This is a genomic window from Mesorhizobium subarcticum, from assembly GCF_055456085.1.
Genome location: NZ_CM144237.1, coordinates 4101717 through 4117133, shown reverse-complemented (window position 1 = coordinate 4117133; position 15417 = coordinate 4101717). Strand labels below are relative to the sequence as shown.

The following is a 15417-nucleotide window of genomic DNA, read 5'->3' as shown; positions in this document are numbered from 1 at the left end:
ACTCGTCCTGCCCTGCCGCTGTTCAATCCGGGAAACCGGAATCCTGTTGCGCCGTGTTGTCGGCGTCTTGAACGCAGGTATAGCGGGGGATGGCGTAGCGAACGTTAAAACGCCCGGTTGTGGGCGGCTGCCGCAGTGGTATTTCCGGCGTCATTGTTAAGCAACCGCTACCGGAAACGATAAAAGGCCGAGCAAATGCCCGGCCTTTGCAATCATGCCGTCGAGGTTACTTGATGCGGGCGACGCCGCCTGAAATCTCGACGATTTCCGAACCGGTCAGGGCTTCGAGGTCACCGTTGGGCAAGGTGACGAAGCAGCCATTCTGGCAGAACTCGACGGTTTCACCGCCGGCCAGCGCAAGCTCGGTCTTGCTGCCGCCTTCCGTCACGACCAGCGTGCGGGTCTCGGCATCCTTGTTGACCGCGCTGGCGGCATGGGCCGAACCGCTCACGGCAAGCAAGGCCACGGCAGCGACGAGAGACTTCCACATTTTGCAATATCGGTGTTCCCACCGCCTCTGTTGCATTTCGCAAGGCATTTTCGCCTTTGCATGGAGCTTATATGAGATGGAAGCTGAACCGCAACTGAATGCCGCATTCATGCCGCAATTGGCTTTGGGTTCTCCGGTGGCGGCCGCGGGCGCACTCCTTGGCCGCTGTTAATTTCACCGAACGGCACAATATGATGCCGTAGACGGCAAACGCGAAGAATGACCATGCACGACAACTGGCTGGAAACGATCGGCGTTGGGGTTGAGTCGCGAAGGATTACCGCCGGGCTGACCCATTATGTGCCGGCATCGATCAACCATCGGCTCGGCATCCATGTTGGAGCCCCGGTCAACGCGTCGTGCCATTGCGATGGAAAACATCACCGGCGGGTCCAGTCGGACGGCGACATCGATATCGTGCCCGCCGGGCTTGACGGCAACTGGCAGGATGACGCGGACTGCACCATCCTGCGGGTATGGGTCAGTCCGGCTCTCGTTCGGCGTGCCGCCGAGGATCTCGACATTGATCCGGACCGGGTCGTCGTCAATCCGCAGTTCCAGCGCCGCGATCCGAGGATCGAACATATCGCCCATGCACTGGCGACCGGGCTGAGCCCGGACGTGCCATCCGACCGACTGTATTTCGAAAGCCTGGCCAAGGCGCTGGCGGTGCGGATCATCCAGGGTGCTGCGTCAAAGCCGCAGGCTCCAGCCAGGCAAACGCTTTCCTTCGGCCAGAAGCGCCGACTGGCCGATTTCATCGAAGCCAATCTCGACCAGGACCTTTCGCTGGATGAGTTGGCGCAGGTGGCCACCATCAGCGTTTCACACCTGAAAGTGCTGTTTCGCCGCACCTTCGGCATGCCGCCCCATCAATATGTCATCCATCGCCGCGTCGAGCGGGCCAAGGCCTTGTTGCATCAGGCGAAAATGCCGCTCAGCCAGATAGCACTGGAAGCAGGCTTCGCCCATCAGAGCCATATGGCGCAAAGCATGAAGCGCATCCTTGGTGTCACACCTGCCGCACTGATCCGCATGGAGCGATAACGCGTCGAACCCCAATCTAATCATCCGTTCTTGCGCTCCACCGTCCATATCTGAGCGACCTGAGCACACCGATCCGGCACTCCTGGCATTCATCGGTCAGACTGAAGGATACAGCCATGTTTGTTGTCTTGGGCGCTGCTGGAAAGATCGGACGGGCCACCATTGGCGCGCTGCGTAAACGCGATGCTCCGGTCAGAGCCGTGGTGCGAAATTCGTCGCACGCCGAAGAATTCCGAGCGCTCGGCTGCGAGGTAGATGTTGCAGACCTGCGCGACACGCCATCTCTGACACGGGCAACAAAGGGTGCGACTGCTGTGCAAGTCATCTCCCCGACCGGCGCCCGCGCCGACGATGCTTCGGCTGAGATGGAGGCCACCATCCGCTCCATAGTCGACGCACTCGATCAAGTCAGGCCGCAAAGCATTCTGGCGATCTCGGACTATGGTGCCCAGCTTGCCGCCGGAACCGGCATCACGCTGACTTTCCACCATCTGGAATCGCAATTGAAGACGATCCCGGCAGCATTGACGGTGTTGCGCTCCGCCGAGCACATGCAGAACTGGAATCGCCTGGTTGGCCGGGCGATCGACACCGGCGTGCTGCCGAGCCTGCATCATCCCGTCTCCAAATCCTTCCCGACCGTGTCGGCCGGCGATGTCGGCCTGATGGCCGCGGATCTCCTGCTTTCGGGCAATGGCGATGCGCTGCGCGTGATCCATGCCGAAGGGCCTGATCGTTACAGCGCCACCGATGTAGCTCAGACGCTTGGGGAGATTGCCGGCCGCGATATATCAGCCCGCGAACTGCCGAGGCAGGACTGGGTTCCCGCCCTCGTGGGCGGCGGCATCAGCTCGAGTTACGCCGAACTGGTGGCGACGATGTTCGACGCTCACAATGCCGGCCGCATCGATGCGGAACAAGGCGTCGGCGAGATCAGGCGCGGCAAGACCGATCTGCGCGCGGTGCTGACCGCGCTGATCGAGAAGCGCGAAAAGGTCTAGTCGGGATCGGGCTTGCGTATCTTGCGGCCCGATTTGGCGAGCTTCTTCGCCTCGGCCGCGGCATCTGCCTTCGCTTGCTCTTGTTCGACGAAATCGGCCTCGATCTTGTCATCGTCGGTCGGCCAGGCCTTGGGCTTGGACACCTCGACCACGGCGCGCGGCGTCGAGGGGATCTCGATGTGCTCGCCGTTGAATTTTTCCAGCACGGCAAAACGAATGTCGTTCTGCACTGCGCTGCCATTCATGATATCGGCCAGAAACACGCGGATTTCGAATTCCAGCGCAGCGGCACCGAAATTGGAAAACAGCACGAAGGGCTCGGGATTCTTCAGCACCAGCGGATGGCTGCGCGCGATTTCCAGCAGGATGCCATGCACCTGCTTGACGTCGCTGCCATAGGCGACGCCGACCTTGACCTCGATACGGCCGAGCTTGTTGCGATGAGTCCAGTTGCCGACGGCGTTGTTGATCAGGTTCGAATTGGGCAGGATCACCGACTGCCGCTGGAAGGTCTCGATCTCGGTGGCGCGCACGCTGATCTTCTTGACCGTGCCGCTAACGTCGCCGGCCACGATCCAGTCGCCGACCTTGAACGGCCGCTCGGCCAGAAGGATCAGGCCGGAGACGAAATTGGACACCACATTCTGCAGGCCAAAACCGATACCGAGGGAGAGCGCACCGGCGACCAGCGCCAGGCTGGAAAGGTCAATGCCCGCAGCCGATATGCCGACCAGCCCCGCCAACGCCACGCCGGCATAGCCGACCGCCAGCCGGATCGAGTTGCGCACGCCAGTGTCGACCTTGCCGCGCGCCATGACAGAGCCGTCGAGCCAACCCTGGAACCAGCGCGTCAGGAAATAGCCGATGATGAAGACGACGATGCCGGACAGGATACCAGTGACTGAAATCGTCACCGAACCGATATTGATCCCCGTCGCCAGCTTGTAGGCCCAAGCCTCAATGTCGCCGGGCTGAAACCCCCAGGTCAACAGAATCAACGGCAGGAAGACCAGCACGATCATCAGATTGATGGCGACGCTGACGACGAGGCCGAGCTGGTCGAGTGCCGTATCCTCGTAGCTGGAATTGGCCGACAGCCAGCGCCCGACCGAGGTGTCGGCAAAAGCCCCCTCCTCGCCGATCGCCCGCGCCGACAGGAATCCGATATAAGCGGTGATCAACACGGTGCCGGTAACGACGACCTGCGACGAGACGAACAGGCCAAGGCCGATATAGCCGAGCAGCGCCGCGACGATGGTGAACAGGCCAAGTGCAAGCGCTGTATAACGCAGCCATGCCGGCCACCGCCGCCAGCTCCCGTCACGCGCCTTGAACGGCCTCAGCATCGCCATCAGGATCAGGATAACGCCGACAATGATGGTGGCGACAAAACTGCGGGCAATGGTCAGCGACAGCGGCGAGCCCATCTTGTCGTTGACGATCGACAGGAAATAGTTGAAGCCGATGACCACGGCCATAGCGGTCGTCAGCCGCACCAGCCAGCGCGCCGGCCCCGTCTCGACCGGGATGAGTCGCCAGTTCGGCAGGCGCGGCGAGAGTGCCGCATTGGTCAGCCGGTTGACGCAGAACACCACCCCGACGACCCCCGCCAGCGCGTTAAGAAAAAGACCAATGTCACCGCGCAGCACATTGTAATAATTGAAAAAGAAGATCGTCGAGCCGAGGAAGGCGCCGACCGCCAAGGTCGGCAGCAATGTCGACCAGAAGGCCACCGACAGGCGGCTGAGATAGGATGGATCTTCATTTTTGGCCTCGGCTTCGAACACCTTTCCAAACAGCCTTCTGCCGCCGACAAGCAGTACTAGCGCCAGCCCGAGCGCAACGAAGGTTGCCGCCAGAATGGCTTGGAACTTGAACTTGATGGCGAAGCTCAGCCAGGACGACACCGCCTTGTAAAAGTTGGCGTATTCCTCCTGTGCGTCGGAAAACACCTGCGGGCTCAGTGCGTCGGAGAGCACGTAGCGCTTGGTCAAGAAATTGCGGAACAAATCGCTGCGCATCTTGCCGATCTTGTCGATCAGCCCGTTGATACGGATCGACAAGGCCTGCGCCTGCAAGATGACCGCGTTGATCTCAGCTTTTTCCGATGTCAGCCCTTCGCGCTCGCCGCTGACGATGTCGGGTTCCGGCGGCTGGCCGGCGGCTGGTGCCGGCCCGATCTGCTCAAGCCGGCTGTTGATCTCGCCAAGACGTGTGCGGAAGGCCAGAGCGCTGTTCAGCGATTGCCGTGACAATTCCTCGAGCTGCAGGCGGACATCGACGAGGCTGCTGTCGTCATCGGCATTCTGCTGAACCTGTTTCTCGAAATTGTCGGTTTTGGTCGTCAGGGCCTGGATGATCTTCTGCTGGTCGGCGACCAGTCCGGCGGGCGCCTGGCCGACGCCCTGCGCTGCCGCTTCGAACGACAACGGGGCCGACACGACCAGTGAAAGAACAACAATGAGGCGAAGCAATCGAAAAAGCATGACGTATCGGCAACTCACGAACGGAAAAGGCATTCCAAGAGCCTGTCCTTGATAAAGACGGCCATATCATGGGGCAAGTGATCGCTGGCCTATCCGATCACGGGCGTCGGCCAGTCGAAAGGCCATGGCGCAATATTGGCTTTGCCGGTGCGGCCTGCTCTATACCATGCGGCATCGCCCGAACCGGATGACATCAATGGCAGAGTACTCGGCCTTTTCGCTGCTTGCGAACGCGCTCAAGGGAAACAAGGACTGGAAGCCGGCCTGGCGCAAGCCCGACCCGAAGGCATCCTATGACGTCATCATCATCGGCGGCGGCGGTCACGGTCTGGCGACCGCTTACTACCTGGCCAAGGAACACGGCATCGCCAATGTCGCAGTGCTGGAAAAGGGCTGGCTCGGCTCCGGTAATGTCGGCCGCAACACCACGGCCGTGCGCTCGAACTATCTGCTGCCGGCCAACACCCGCTTCTACGAACATTCGATGAAGCTGTGGGAGGGCCTGTCGCACGAGCTCAACTACAACGTCATGTTCTCGCAGCGCGGCTGCCTGAACCTGGCGCACACGCCGGCCCAGTTCGACGACTATGCCAGGCGCGGCAACGCGATGCGCCATCTCGGCGTCGACGCGGAGCTGATGACGCCAGCCCAAATCAAGCGCCTGATCCCGGCGCTCGATATCTCCAGCGATGCACGTTTTCCCGTCCTCGGCGGCCTGATGCAACGCCGCGCCGGCACCGCCCGCCACGATGCGGTGGCCTGGGGCTATGCGCGCGGCGCCGACCGGCGCGGCGTCGACATCATCGAGAACTGCGAAGTCACCGGCTTCCTGCGCGATGGCGACCGCGTCACCGGCGTCAGCACGTCGCGCGGCGATATCAGGGCCAAGAAGGTGGCGGTCGCGGTGGCCGGCAGCACCGGGCGCGTCATGCAGCTGGCAGGCATCGAGACGATGCCGATCGAGAGCCATGTGCTGCAGGCCTTCGTGACGGAATCGCTGAAACCCTTCATCGACACCGTCGTGACCTTCGGCATGGGCCATTTCTACATGTCGCAGTCCGACAAGGGCGGCCTTGTCTATGGCGGCGACATCGACGGCTACAATTCCTACGCCCAGCGCGGCAATCTGCCCATCGTCGACGAGGTGATGAGCGAGATGCTGGCGCTGTTTCCGGGCCTGGCGCGTGTGCGCATGCTGCGCTCCTGGGGCGGCGTCTGCGACATGTCGATGGACGGCTCGCCGATCATCACCACCGGCCCCTTGCCCGGCATGTATCTCAACTGCGGCTGGTGCTATGGCGGCTTCAAGGCGACGCCGGCCTCCGGCTGGACCTTTGCCTGGACCATCGCCAAGGACGAGCCGCACGACTTCAACGCGCCCTTCACGCTCGACCGTTTCCACCGTGGCCTCGTCATCGACGACAAGGGCCAGGGCGCGAACCCCCGACTTCACTAACCAAGGCTTCATTAGGAACATCCTGTGCTCATCACTTGCCCCTATTGCGGCCCGCGCGACGTCATCGAGTTCACCTATCAGGGTGATGGCAATCGTGAGCGTCCCGACCCTGCCTCGCAGAATTTCGAGGCTTGGAACGCCTATGTCTATGACCGGCTGAACCCGGCCGGCGACCATAACGAGATCTGGCAGCATTCCGGCGGTTGCCGCGCGCATCTCAGGGTCGTGCGCAACACGCTGACGCATGAGATTTCCAGTGTCGCTTTCGTGCGCGGCGACCATAGCTCAACCGAGCGCCGCAAGGCGGAGGACAAGGCATGAGCCCGCGCCGCACCGAAAGCGGTGGCCGCGTCGACCGGCTGAAGACGATCCGCTTCACCTTTGATGGCGTTGCCTATACCGGCCATGCCGGCGACACGCTGGCGTCCGCACTGCTGGCCAAGGGTATCACCCTTTTCGGGCGCTCGTTCAAATACCACCGCCCGCGCGGCGTGCTCACCGCTGGCGTCGAAGAGCCCAATGCGCTGGTGACAGTGCTGAAGGGCGAGGTGCGCGAGCCCAACATCCCGGCAACCATGGTCGAGATCCATGACGGGCTGGTGGCCATCAGCCAGAACCGCTTCCCCTCGCTGGCCTGGGACATCAATGCCATCAACCAGCTCGGCGGCAAGATCCTGTCGGCCGGCTTCTATTACAAGACCTTTATGGGGCCGGTGATCGGTCCGCTGAAGGGCACACGTTTCTGGATGTTTTGCGAGCATTTCATCCGCCGCGCCGCCGGCCTCGGCAGCGCCGGATCGGCAAAAGACCCGGCCCGCTACGAGCGCATGAACGCCTTTTGCGACGTGCTGGTGGTGGGCTCCGGTCCGGCCGGCCTGATGGCCGCCAAGGCGGCAGCCGATCAGGGCGCCCGCGTCATGCTGGCCGATCTCGAACCGCGTTTCGGTGGTTCGACCAACTGGTCCGATGAAACCATCGATGGCGCGCCGGCCGCCGATTGGGCGCGCCGCACCGTCGCCCAGCTTGAAGGCCGCGACAATGTCCGGCTTTTGCCGCGCACCACGGTCTGGGGTTACTACGACAACAACACGCTTGCAGCACTCGAACGGGTCAGCGATCACAAGGAACAGCCCGCCAAGGGCGAGCCGCGCCATCGCTACTGGGCGATCCGCGCCAGATCCGTGGTGCTGGCCACAGGCGCCTTCGAGCGGCCGCTGGTCTTTCCGGGCAATGACAGGCCAGGCGTGATGCTGGCGCATGCGGCGAAACGCTACGCCAACGAGTTCGGCGTGCTGCCGGGCGAGCGGATCGCGCTGTTCACCAACAATGACAGCGCCTATCGCGCGGCAGTCGCCTTGAAGAAGGCCGGTGCGGCAATCGTCGCCATCGCCGATGTCAGGTCCGAGCCGTCAGCCGAAATGCGCAAACTGGCGACGGAGGCCGAAGCCGAACTGTTGGCCGGCCACGCGGTCATCGCCACCGAGGGCGGCAAGGCGGTCTCCGGCGTCAAGGTCCAGCGTTTCGACATGGTCACCGGTACGCTGAGCGGCGATGAACGCAGCATCCATGCCGACTGCCTGCTGATGTCGGGCGGCTGGTCGCCGACCATCCATCTCGCCAGCCAGGCCGGCGCCAAGGCGGAATGGAGTGCTGCACGGCAAGCTTTCCTGCCGCCAAAGACAACGCATCACTGGATCGGCGCTGGCGCCTTCACTGGCAGTTTTTCGACGGCCGAAGCTATCGCCGAAGGCCGCGCCGCCGGACTTTCCGCGGCTGGCGGGACGAGCACGCCGGCAGCGCTGCCAACAGTCGAGGCAGTCCCGGGCGATCCCGATCCGGCGCCTGTCTTCGAAATCAGGGCCAAGGGCAAGAGCTTTGTAGATTTCCAGCATGACGTGACGGCCGAGGATGTGCGGCTGGCGCACCGCGAAGGCTTTGTTTCGGTCGAGCATCTGAAGCGCTACACCACGCTTGGCATGGCGACCGACCAGGGCAAGAGCTCTAACGTCCCCGGCCTTGCCATCATGGCCGAAGCCCTGGGCAAGCCGATTCCCGAGGTCGGCACGACGCGCTTCCGCCCGCCTTTCGCGCCGGTGTCGATCGGCTCGCTGGCGGCGGAGCGTTTTGGCGACCTTAAGCCCGAACGGCTGACGCCGATGCACGACTGGCACCTCGCCAATGGCGCGACCATGTATTCCGCCGGCCTTTGGTATCGGCCGATGATCTACGGGCATTCAGGTGAAACCATCGAGCAGGCCTATGTCCGCGAGGCCAAAGCGACGCGCGAAAGCGCCGGCATTGTCGATGTCTCGACGCTGGGCAAGATTGCCGTGCAAGGCCCGGACGCAGCCGCGTTCCTCGACCGTGTATACACCAACATGTTCTCGACGCTCGCCGTCGGCAAGGCACGTTACGGGTTGATGCTGCGCGAGGACGGCCTTGCCTTCGATGACGGCACCACCTGGCGGCTCGGCGAGCAGGATTTCCTGATGACCACCACCACCGCCAATGCCGGCAAGGTGATGCAGCATCTGGAATATTTCCTCGAAGTGATCTGGCCGGAGTTGAAAGTCCATGTCACTTCGGTGACCGACGAATGGGCGGGTGCCGCGATCGGCGGGCCGAAAGCCCGGCAGATCCTGGCTGCTTGCGTCATTGGCACTGCCGTCGACAACGCCACCTTGCCCTTCATGGGCATTGTGCGTGGTGAGATAGCAGGCGTTCCGGTGATGATTTGCCGGCTGTCGTTTTCCGGTGAGATGGCCTTCGAGGTCTATTCCGGCGCCGGCCATGGCACCCATGTCTGGGAAGCGCTTGTGGAAGCCGGCAAGCCGTTCGGGCTGGTCACCTACGGGCTCGAGGCGCTGGGCACGATGCGCATCGAGAAGGGCCATGTCACCGGCGCCGAGATCGACGGGCGCACCACGGCGCGCGACCTGCATCTCGACTGGATGCTGTCGAAGAAAAAGCCGTTCATCGGCTCGGCAATGATGGATCGCGAAGGCCTGATCGCATCCGACCGGCTGGAACTGGTCGGCCTGATCGCGCTCGACAACCGGCCGCTCAATGGCGGCGCGCACATTGTCGAGGCGTTGGACGAGGCCAATCCGCATGATTCGATCGGCCACATCACTGCCTGCTGCTATTCGCCGGCGCTGGGCAAGCACATAGCGCTGGCGCTGGTCGAGGGCGGCAAGGCACGGCACGGCACCCGCGCCCACGTCTCCGATCCGCTGCGCAACCGCTTCGGGCCGGTCGAGATCGTCTCCAACCATTTCTACGATCCGGAAGGGACCCGCATGCATGGTTGAGCGCCAATCACCGCTGGAGCCGGAGTTCCACGTCGGCTCGCATGGCAATTTCGAGCATGGCGTCGAGATTCTTCTCACCGAAACCAGGCCGGGCTCGATCGTCCAGGTCGCCGCCTGGCCGGGCGAGGAGAAGACGCTGATCGCAGCCATCCGCACCGTCACCGGCCTTGCGCTGCCCGATGGCGCCGGCGGCGGCCTGAGCGACGGGGCGAAGTCGGTGTTCGGCTTCGCGCCGGGAAAATTCACCGTGGCTGACGAAGCCGAAGGGTTGGCCGCAGCCTTCGCCAAGGTGGTGACGCCGGCCATCGGCACCGTGACCGACCTTTCGCATGGCCGCACCGCCATCCACATTGCCGGACCGAAGGCCGAATGGGTGCTGGCTAAATTCTTTGCCATCGACTTCGCGTTGCCGGCCTTCCCCATCGGCGCCGGCCGCTCGACCACCCATCACGACGTCTTCGCCCAGATTCAGCGTACAGGCTCCGACCAGTTCGACATTTATGTCTTCCGTTCGTTCGCACGCTCGTTCTGGAAAGCGCTTTGCCATGCCAGCGAGGAAGTCGGCTACGAGGTGCAGTAAGCCCACCTCGCCCGGTGCCGACTATGATTGCTGCGCGACCGCGTGCCAGTCTGCGTTCTGCAGCACAACGCGATAGCCGTCGCAATCCTCGAAGGTGACGCCCTGCCTGTCCCAATAGGGATTGAAGGACGGCACCGTGGCATAGCCGTGTTGCTTCATGCGCTGGATGGCTGCCTCCCAGGCGTCGCGATCCGGCATGTAGAAGACGACCAGATTGTCTGCTGTAGGTGCCCTGCCGGCATCGTGGCCATGCGCGTGGGTGAATTCGAAATGATAGGCGTCACCGGGCCGCCCGAGCATGACACCGTCGAAGCCCTCATGCTCATTGAAGCGAAACAGTTCCTCAAGACCGAGGCCGTCCCGGTAGAAGCGGATGACCGCGGCGAGATCGTTCGTCGGCCGCGCCACGCGCAAGATGAGATGAGGTGTCATTTGCTGTCTCCATTCTGGGCCGGATTCAAGTCGGATTGGGCCGGCTGCGGCGCAGTCGTGCTTGCCCATTGCGTCACGACGAGCCCGGCGATGATGAACGCAAGTCCGGCGAAACGAGCGACGTTTACCGGTCGATGAGCAAAGCTCATCAAGGCGAAATGATCGATGACCAGCGACGCCATGATCTGGCCTGCAATGACGGCGACGATAAAGCTCGCTGCGCCGAGCTTCGGCGCCAGAAGCAGTGCGGCGGTGATGTCGACCACGCCGGCCGCGCCGCCGATCCAGATCCACCACGGGCCTTTCAGTGCCGCCCCGACGGCTGGAACCGGCGCCCTGAAGGCGATCATGACCGGGACGATCAGCACGACGCTGACCCCCAGCGAAACAAAGGTTGCCCAGAGCGGATGACCGAGCAGGCGGCCAAGCATGGCGTTCGCCCCAGCCTGGAAAGGGACGGCGGCCCCCGCCAGCAAGGCGGCGACCAAAAAGGAAAAGGCGCTGGGCATGAGATTGTCTCCATATCGGTCATGACGAATTAGCTCATCAGCTTTTCGTATGGAAATTCCATCTTCATACACGCAGTATGCATGCAATGAATAATCTCGCTGGTATCGATCTGAACCTGCTCGTTGTCCTGGAGGCCTTGCTGACCGAACGCCACGTCTCGCGGGCGGCAATCCGGCTGAACAGAAGCCAGCCCGCCGTCAGCCATGCGCTTGCCAGGCTGCGCCACCTTCTCGATGACCCGCTGCTGGTCAGGCGGCAAGGTGGCCTCGAGCCGACGGCGCGCGCCATGGAAATCGCTCCGGCGCTCACCGAGGCGCTCGATCGCATGCGGCACCTTCTGGCACCGGCCGGCTTCGACCCTGCGACGGAGCGCCGGACGTTTCGGCTCGCCATGTCGGACTATGGCTCTGCGGTCCTCCTGCCTGACCTGTTGCCGCTCTTGCGGACGCGGGCGCCGCATGTCGATCTCGTGGTCAGCCAGGCGAGCCGCGAGGTGATGGTTTCGCAAATCGTGGACGGCGAGATCGATCTGGCCTTTGGCGTCTTTCCCGGCCTGGATCGATCCGTGCGCTCGCATCGGCTGTTCGATGAGCGCTTTGCCTGCCTCGCCGACGCGGCAAGCCTTGGTGGCGGACAGACGATGGATCTTGCTACCTATCTGGAGCGGCCGCACGCGCTGGTCGATTTGCGGCCCGAGCGTCAGAGCGAGGTCGACAAGGCCCTGGCCGAATTGGGCCACAAGCGGCGGCTCTGCCTCACCATCCCGCATTGGGGCGTGGCGCCGCGCGTGATCGCCGGCACCGACCTAGTGCTTACCGTCGCCAGCCGCATACTGCCGCCGCCCGGCGATGGGCTTTGCGTCTTCGCTCCACCTTTCGAAATTCCGGCCTTTCAGTTCACGCAGATCTGGCACAAGCGACGCGATGGCGACCCGGCGCACCAATGGCTGCTGTCGCAGCTTCAGCATCTGCTTGACGGTTGAACAGTCGAGCGGCGCAAAAAGCGTTCTGGCATCAACGCCAAGCTATTCTGCCGCTAGAGAATCCCGCCACAGGCGCCCATCATGGCAAAATGTGGCCACGAAACCGGCCCAAGGGGTGTAAAAATCCCGTCTTTAGAGTCGGCACATTCGTTTGGTTCGAACATCCCCATGACCGCAGAACTATCCGCCGGCGCCACGGATCGCGCCGATGTGTCGGCCAGAGCCTTGCTCCTGCTGCCGCTGACCGTCGCCTGTGGTGTGTTCATGACCAGCCTCGACCAGAATGTCGTGGTGACGGCGCTGCCTGGCATCGGCCAAAGCCTTGGCCGTCCACCCAGCCAGCTCGGCTTGCTGATCACCGTCTATGTCGCCAGCCTGATCATTTCGATGCCGCTCGGCGGCTGGGCCGCTGACCGCTTCGGTCTGCGCAACGTCTACTGCTTTGCCTTGCTGGTGTTTGCCGCCTCGTCGGCGCTGTGCGGGCTGTCCACCGATATCTGGATGCTGGTTGGTGCCCGCGCCCTGCAAGGCTTCGGCGGTGCCCTGATGGGCACGCTTGGCCAGGTCGTGATCCTGTCGACCTTTCCGCGCAACCGCACGCTGAAGGTCAACATGTATATTTCGGTGGCCAGCCAGACCGGCCCGCTGGTCGGCCCGCTCGTCGGCGGCGCGCTGACTACCTACATTTCCTGGCGCTGGATCTTCTTCATCAATGTGCCGTTCGCGCTGGCGGCGGCAATTCTTGCCGCCTCGCTGTTCCCGACTGTGACCAAGCCCGTGCGCACGCGCTTCGATTTTCCCGGCTTCGTGCTGGTTGGCAGCGGCATGGTGCTGCTGGTCTTCGGCATGGATTCGCTTGCGGCCAAAGACGCCGCCGGCGGCATGGTCGCCGGTGAACTGGCAATAGCCGTCATCATCCTGTCGATTGCTTCGCTCTACTGCCTGCGCGTGCCCAATCCCCTGCTCGACCTCAAGCTGCTGCGCATCCGCACCTTCCGCATCTCGTTCCTCACCGGCGGCGGGCTGGACACGATCGGCCTCAGCTCCGTCGCCTTCCTGCTGCCGCTGATGTTCCAGCTCGGCTTTGGCTTGAGCGCCGTGCAGGCGGGATCGCTGACCTTCGTTGCCGCGCTTGGCTCGGTGGTCATGCGCTTCTTCATGCCGCGCGTCCTCAACCGCTTCGGCTTCCGCCGCGTGCTGGTCTTCAACACGCCGTTCGTAGCCGCCATGGTTGCCGGTTTTGCCTTGATGCAGGCGACCACGCCGATCTGGATCGTGCTTGGCTATATCTTCGTTTTCGGTGTTTTCCGTTCCATACAATGGGCTTCGACCGGCAACCTCGCCTATTCCGACATCGCGCCGGAACAGCTCGCCCGCTTCAGCGCGCTCTATTATATCCTTTGGCAACTGGCGGTGGCGATCAGCGTCGGCCTCGCTGCGGCGATGCTTTCGTTCCTGGCCGGTGGTGGGCCGGCCGTGACCAGCGACTTCCGCATCCTGTTCGCAATCGAGGGCGTCATCACGCTCTGCGCGCTGCTAGCCTATCTCAAGCTGACGCCGCAGGACGGCGCCCATGTCAGCGGCCACGGCGCGCAGATCAACATGGACTAGGCCGGCAAGTCGGCCTGTTCGTCTGGCTTATTCGCTGAACGTCACCCACTCTTCCAGCGGCACACGGTCGGTGCGGAAGGCGTTCTCCGGCTTCGACGTGTCTTCATAGCCAAGCGCCATGCCGCAAACGACGATCTCCTCGTCGGGAATGTTGAGCACCGGCCGGATCTGCCGGTGATACGGCGCGAAGGCCGCCTGCGGGCAAGTGTGCAGGCCCCTGCCCCGCGCCGCGACCATGATGTTCTGCAGGAACATGCCGTAGTCGATCCACGAGCCCTGGTTGAGGCGGCGGTCGATGGTGAAGATCATGCCAACCGGCGCGTCGAAGAAGACGAAGTTACGGTCGTGCTGGGCGCGCATCTTGTCGACCTCCCGGCGGCCGATGCCGAGCGCGCCATAGAGACCAAAGCCATTGGCACGGCGGCGGGTGAGATACGGTTCGAAGAACTGGGTCGGATAATATTTGTATTCATCCCAGTCGGCCTTTTCAGCCCGGATACCGGAATTCAGAACAGCATCCGTGATCTGTTGCTTGGTCTCGCCCTTGGTGACGTAGACCCGCCATGGCTGCATGTTGGTGCCGGACGGAGCGCGCGCCGCAACCGCCAGAATGTCGCGGATCGTCGCGTCGTCGATCATGTCGGGCAGAAATGCGCGCACCGAACGGCGCGACATGATCGCCTCGTCGACGATCTCGGCATCGTCAGCGATTCGAGCCTTCTTTTCCAGCATGGGCCGTCCCTTAGCCTTTGTGTCGATCGGACGTCCCCACTCGCCGGTCAAGGCGGAGCCTTTGCATGAACCATCAAAATCCTGCAAGCAAATCTTGAGCATCGGTGAAAATCCACTTGATTTTTTCACGAGCTTGACCTCTCATGAAATTAGGCCGGAAATTTTCACGAAGTGACCGTTTTGTCCTCCACTACCGCACGAACATTGCAGGGACCTGACGAACGGGTGCTTGCCGGCGATATCAGGGCGCTGCGCCGGGCGCGCGGGCTGACGCTGGCCGAGATCGCGCTGAAACTCGGCCGCTCGGTCGGCTGGGTAAGCCAGGTCGAGCGCGGCCTGTCGACGCCATCGCTCAGCGACCTCAGGGCCTTCGCCGAACTGTTCGGCGTGCCGATCAGCCTGTTCTTCAGCCATGACGTGCCGATCGAGAGCGAGCGTGGCGTGGTGGTGCGCGCCGGCAGGCGCCGCACGCTGGGCACCAGCGAAACCGGCCTGGTGGAAGAACTCCTGTCGCCCGATCTTGGAGGTAGCTTCGAGATGGTGCGCTCGATCTTTGCGGCAGGCGCGGAGATGAAGACCGAGCAGCTGCGGCCGACCGAGGAAGCCGGCTATATCGCCTCGGGTATTTTCGAGATCGAGATCGCTGGTATCTGGCACCGGCTCGGCGAAGGAGATTCCTTCCGCTTCGAAGGCAAGCCTTACCGCTGGCGCAATCCCGGCACCGAGCCGGCAGTCATCATCTGGGTGGTTTCACCACCGGTGTATTAAGTTTCAGATTG

14 protein-coding genes are annotated in these 15417 nt (G+C 62.9%); 9 read left to right on the top strand and 5 right to left on the bottom strand.

Going from position 1 to position 15417, the window contains the following annotated elements:
• Nucleotides 1-226: 226 nt before the first annotated feature.
• Nucleotides 227-490, bottom strand: a complete 264-nt coding sequence (locus ACZYHG_RS20100; RefSeq protein ID WP_027029501.1) for a hypothetical protein — start codon at nucleotides 488-490, stop codon at nucleotides 227-229.
• A 219-nt stretch (nucleotides 491-709) separates the two neighbouring features.
• Between ACZYHG_RS20100 and ACZYHG_RS20095 the strand changes: the two genes are divergently transcribed.
• Both ACZYHG_RS20095 and ACZYHG_RS20090 read left to right on the top strand, forming a co-directional pair.
• On the top strand, nucleotides 710-1537 hold the full coding sequence (locus ACZYHG_RS20095) for a helix-turn-helix domain-containing protein (protein WP_464610056.1): 828 nt from the start codon (nucleotides 710-712) through the stop codon (nucleotides 1535-1537).
• A gap of 116 nt (nucleotides 1538-1653) precedes the next feature.
• Complete coding sequence (locus tag ACZYHG_RS20090; protein ID WP_464610055.1) at nucleotides 1654-2538, top strand: NAD(P)H-binding protein; 885 nt, start codon at nucleotides 1654-1656, stop codon at nucleotides 2536-2538.
• On the opposite strand, the gene ACZYHG_RS20085 is transcribed toward ACZYHG_RS20090, so the two are convergent.
• Nucleotides 2535-5024 (bottom strand): mechanosensitive ion channel family protein, encoded by a 2490-nt coding sequence (locus ACZYHG_RS20085; RefSeq protein WP_464610054.1) that lies wholly within the window; start codon nucleotides 5022-5024, stop codon nucleotides 2535-2537. The genes ACZYHG_RS20090 and ACZYHG_RS20085 overlap by 4 nt on opposite strands.
• A gap of 196 nt (nucleotides 5025-5220) precedes the next feature.
• Here ACZYHG_RS20085 and ACZYHG_RS20080 point away from each other — a divergent pair, with 196 nt between their 5' ends.
• The 4 genes from ACZYHG_RS20080 to ACZYHG_RS20065 are packed head-to-tail and all read left to right on the top strand — an operon-like array spanning nucleotide 5221 to nucleotide 10371.
• On the top strand, nucleotides 5221-6480 hold the full coding sequence (locus ACZYHG_RS20080) for a sarcosine oxidase subunit beta (protein WP_464610053.1): 1260 nt from the start codon (nucleotides 5221-5223) through the stop codon (nucleotides 6478-6480).
• A 24-nt stretch (nucleotides 6481-6504) separates the two neighbouring features.
• Nucleotides 6505-6801, top strand: a complete 297-nt coding sequence (locus ACZYHG_RS20075) for a sarcosine oxidase subunit delta (protein WP_464610052.1) — start codon at nucleotides 6505-6507, stop codon at nucleotides 6799-6801.
• The gene (locus tag ACZYHG_RS20070; protein WP_464610051.1) at nucleotides 6798-9791 is read left to right on the top strand and encodes a sarcosine oxidase subunit alpha; all 2994 of its coding nucleotides are present in this window, start codon (nucleotides 6798-6800) and stop codon (nucleotides 9789-9791) included. The genes ACZYHG_RS20075 and ACZYHG_RS20070 overlap by 4 nt, the downstream gene beginning before the upstream one ends.
• On the top strand, nucleotides 9784-10371 hold the full coding sequence (locus ACZYHG_RS20065) for a sarcosine oxidase subunit gamma (RefSeq protein WP_464610050.1): 588 nt from the start codon (nucleotides 9784-9786) through the stop codon (nucleotides 10369-10371). The genes ACZYHG_RS20070 and ACZYHG_RS20065 overlap by 8 nt, the downstream gene beginning before the upstream one ends.
• 21 nt (nucleotides 10372-10392) lie before the next feature.
• On the opposite strand, the gene ACZYHG_RS20060 is transcribed toward ACZYHG_RS20065, so the two are convergent.
• Together ACZYHG_RS20060 and ACZYHG_RS20055 are read right to left on the bottom strand one after the other, a co-directional pair.
• Entirely contained in the window at nucleotides 10393-10803 is a 411-nt protein-coding gene (locus ACZYHG_RS20060) for a VOC family protein (protein ID WP_464610049.1), read from the bottom strand.
• Nucleotides 10800-11234, bottom strand: a complete 435-nt coding sequence (locus tag ACZYHG_RS20055; protein ID WP_464610048.1) for a DMT family transporter — start codon at nucleotides 11232-11234, stop codon at nucleotides 10800-10802. The genes ACZYHG_RS20060 and ACZYHG_RS20055 overlap by 4 nt, the downstream gene beginning before the upstream one ends.
• A gap of 164 nt (nucleotides 11235-11398) precedes the next feature.
• Between ACZYHG_RS20055 and ACZYHG_RS20050 the strand changes: the two genes are divergently transcribed.
• Together ACZYHG_RS20050 and ACZYHG_RS20045 are read left to right on the top strand one after the other, a co-directional pair.
• Nucleotides 11399-12295 (top strand): LysR family transcriptional regulator, encoded by an 897-nt coding sequence (locus ACZYHG_RS20050; RefSeq protein WP_464610047.1) that lies wholly within the window; start codon nucleotides 11399-11401, stop codon nucleotides 12293-12295.
• 168 nt (nucleotides 12296-12463) lie between these two features.
• Entirely contained in the window at nucleotides 12464-13906 is a 1443-nt protein-coding gene (locus ACZYHG_RS20045) for an MFS transporter (RefSeq protein ID WP_464610046.1), read from the top strand.
• A 27-nt stretch (nucleotides 13907-13933) separates the two neighbouring features.
• Here the strand turns inward: ACZYHG_RS20045 and ACZYHG_RS20040 are convergent, their stop codons facing one another.
• A complete protein-coding gene (locus ACZYHG_RS20040) occupies nucleotides 13934-14638 on the bottom strand; it encodes a nitroreductase (protein ID WP_464610045.1) in 705 nt (234 codons plus the stop codon).
• A 225-nt stretch (nucleotides 14639-14863) separates the two neighbouring features.
• On the opposite strand from ACZYHG_RS20040, the gene ACZYHG_RS20035 reads away from it, so the two are divergent.
• Nucleotides 14864-15406, top strand: a complete 543-nt coding sequence (locus ACZYHG_RS20035; RefSeq protein WP_464614744.1) for a helix-turn-helix domain-containing protein — start codon at nucleotides 14864-14866, stop codon at nucleotides 15404-15406.
• Nucleotides 15407-15417: the final 11 nt, after the last annotated feature.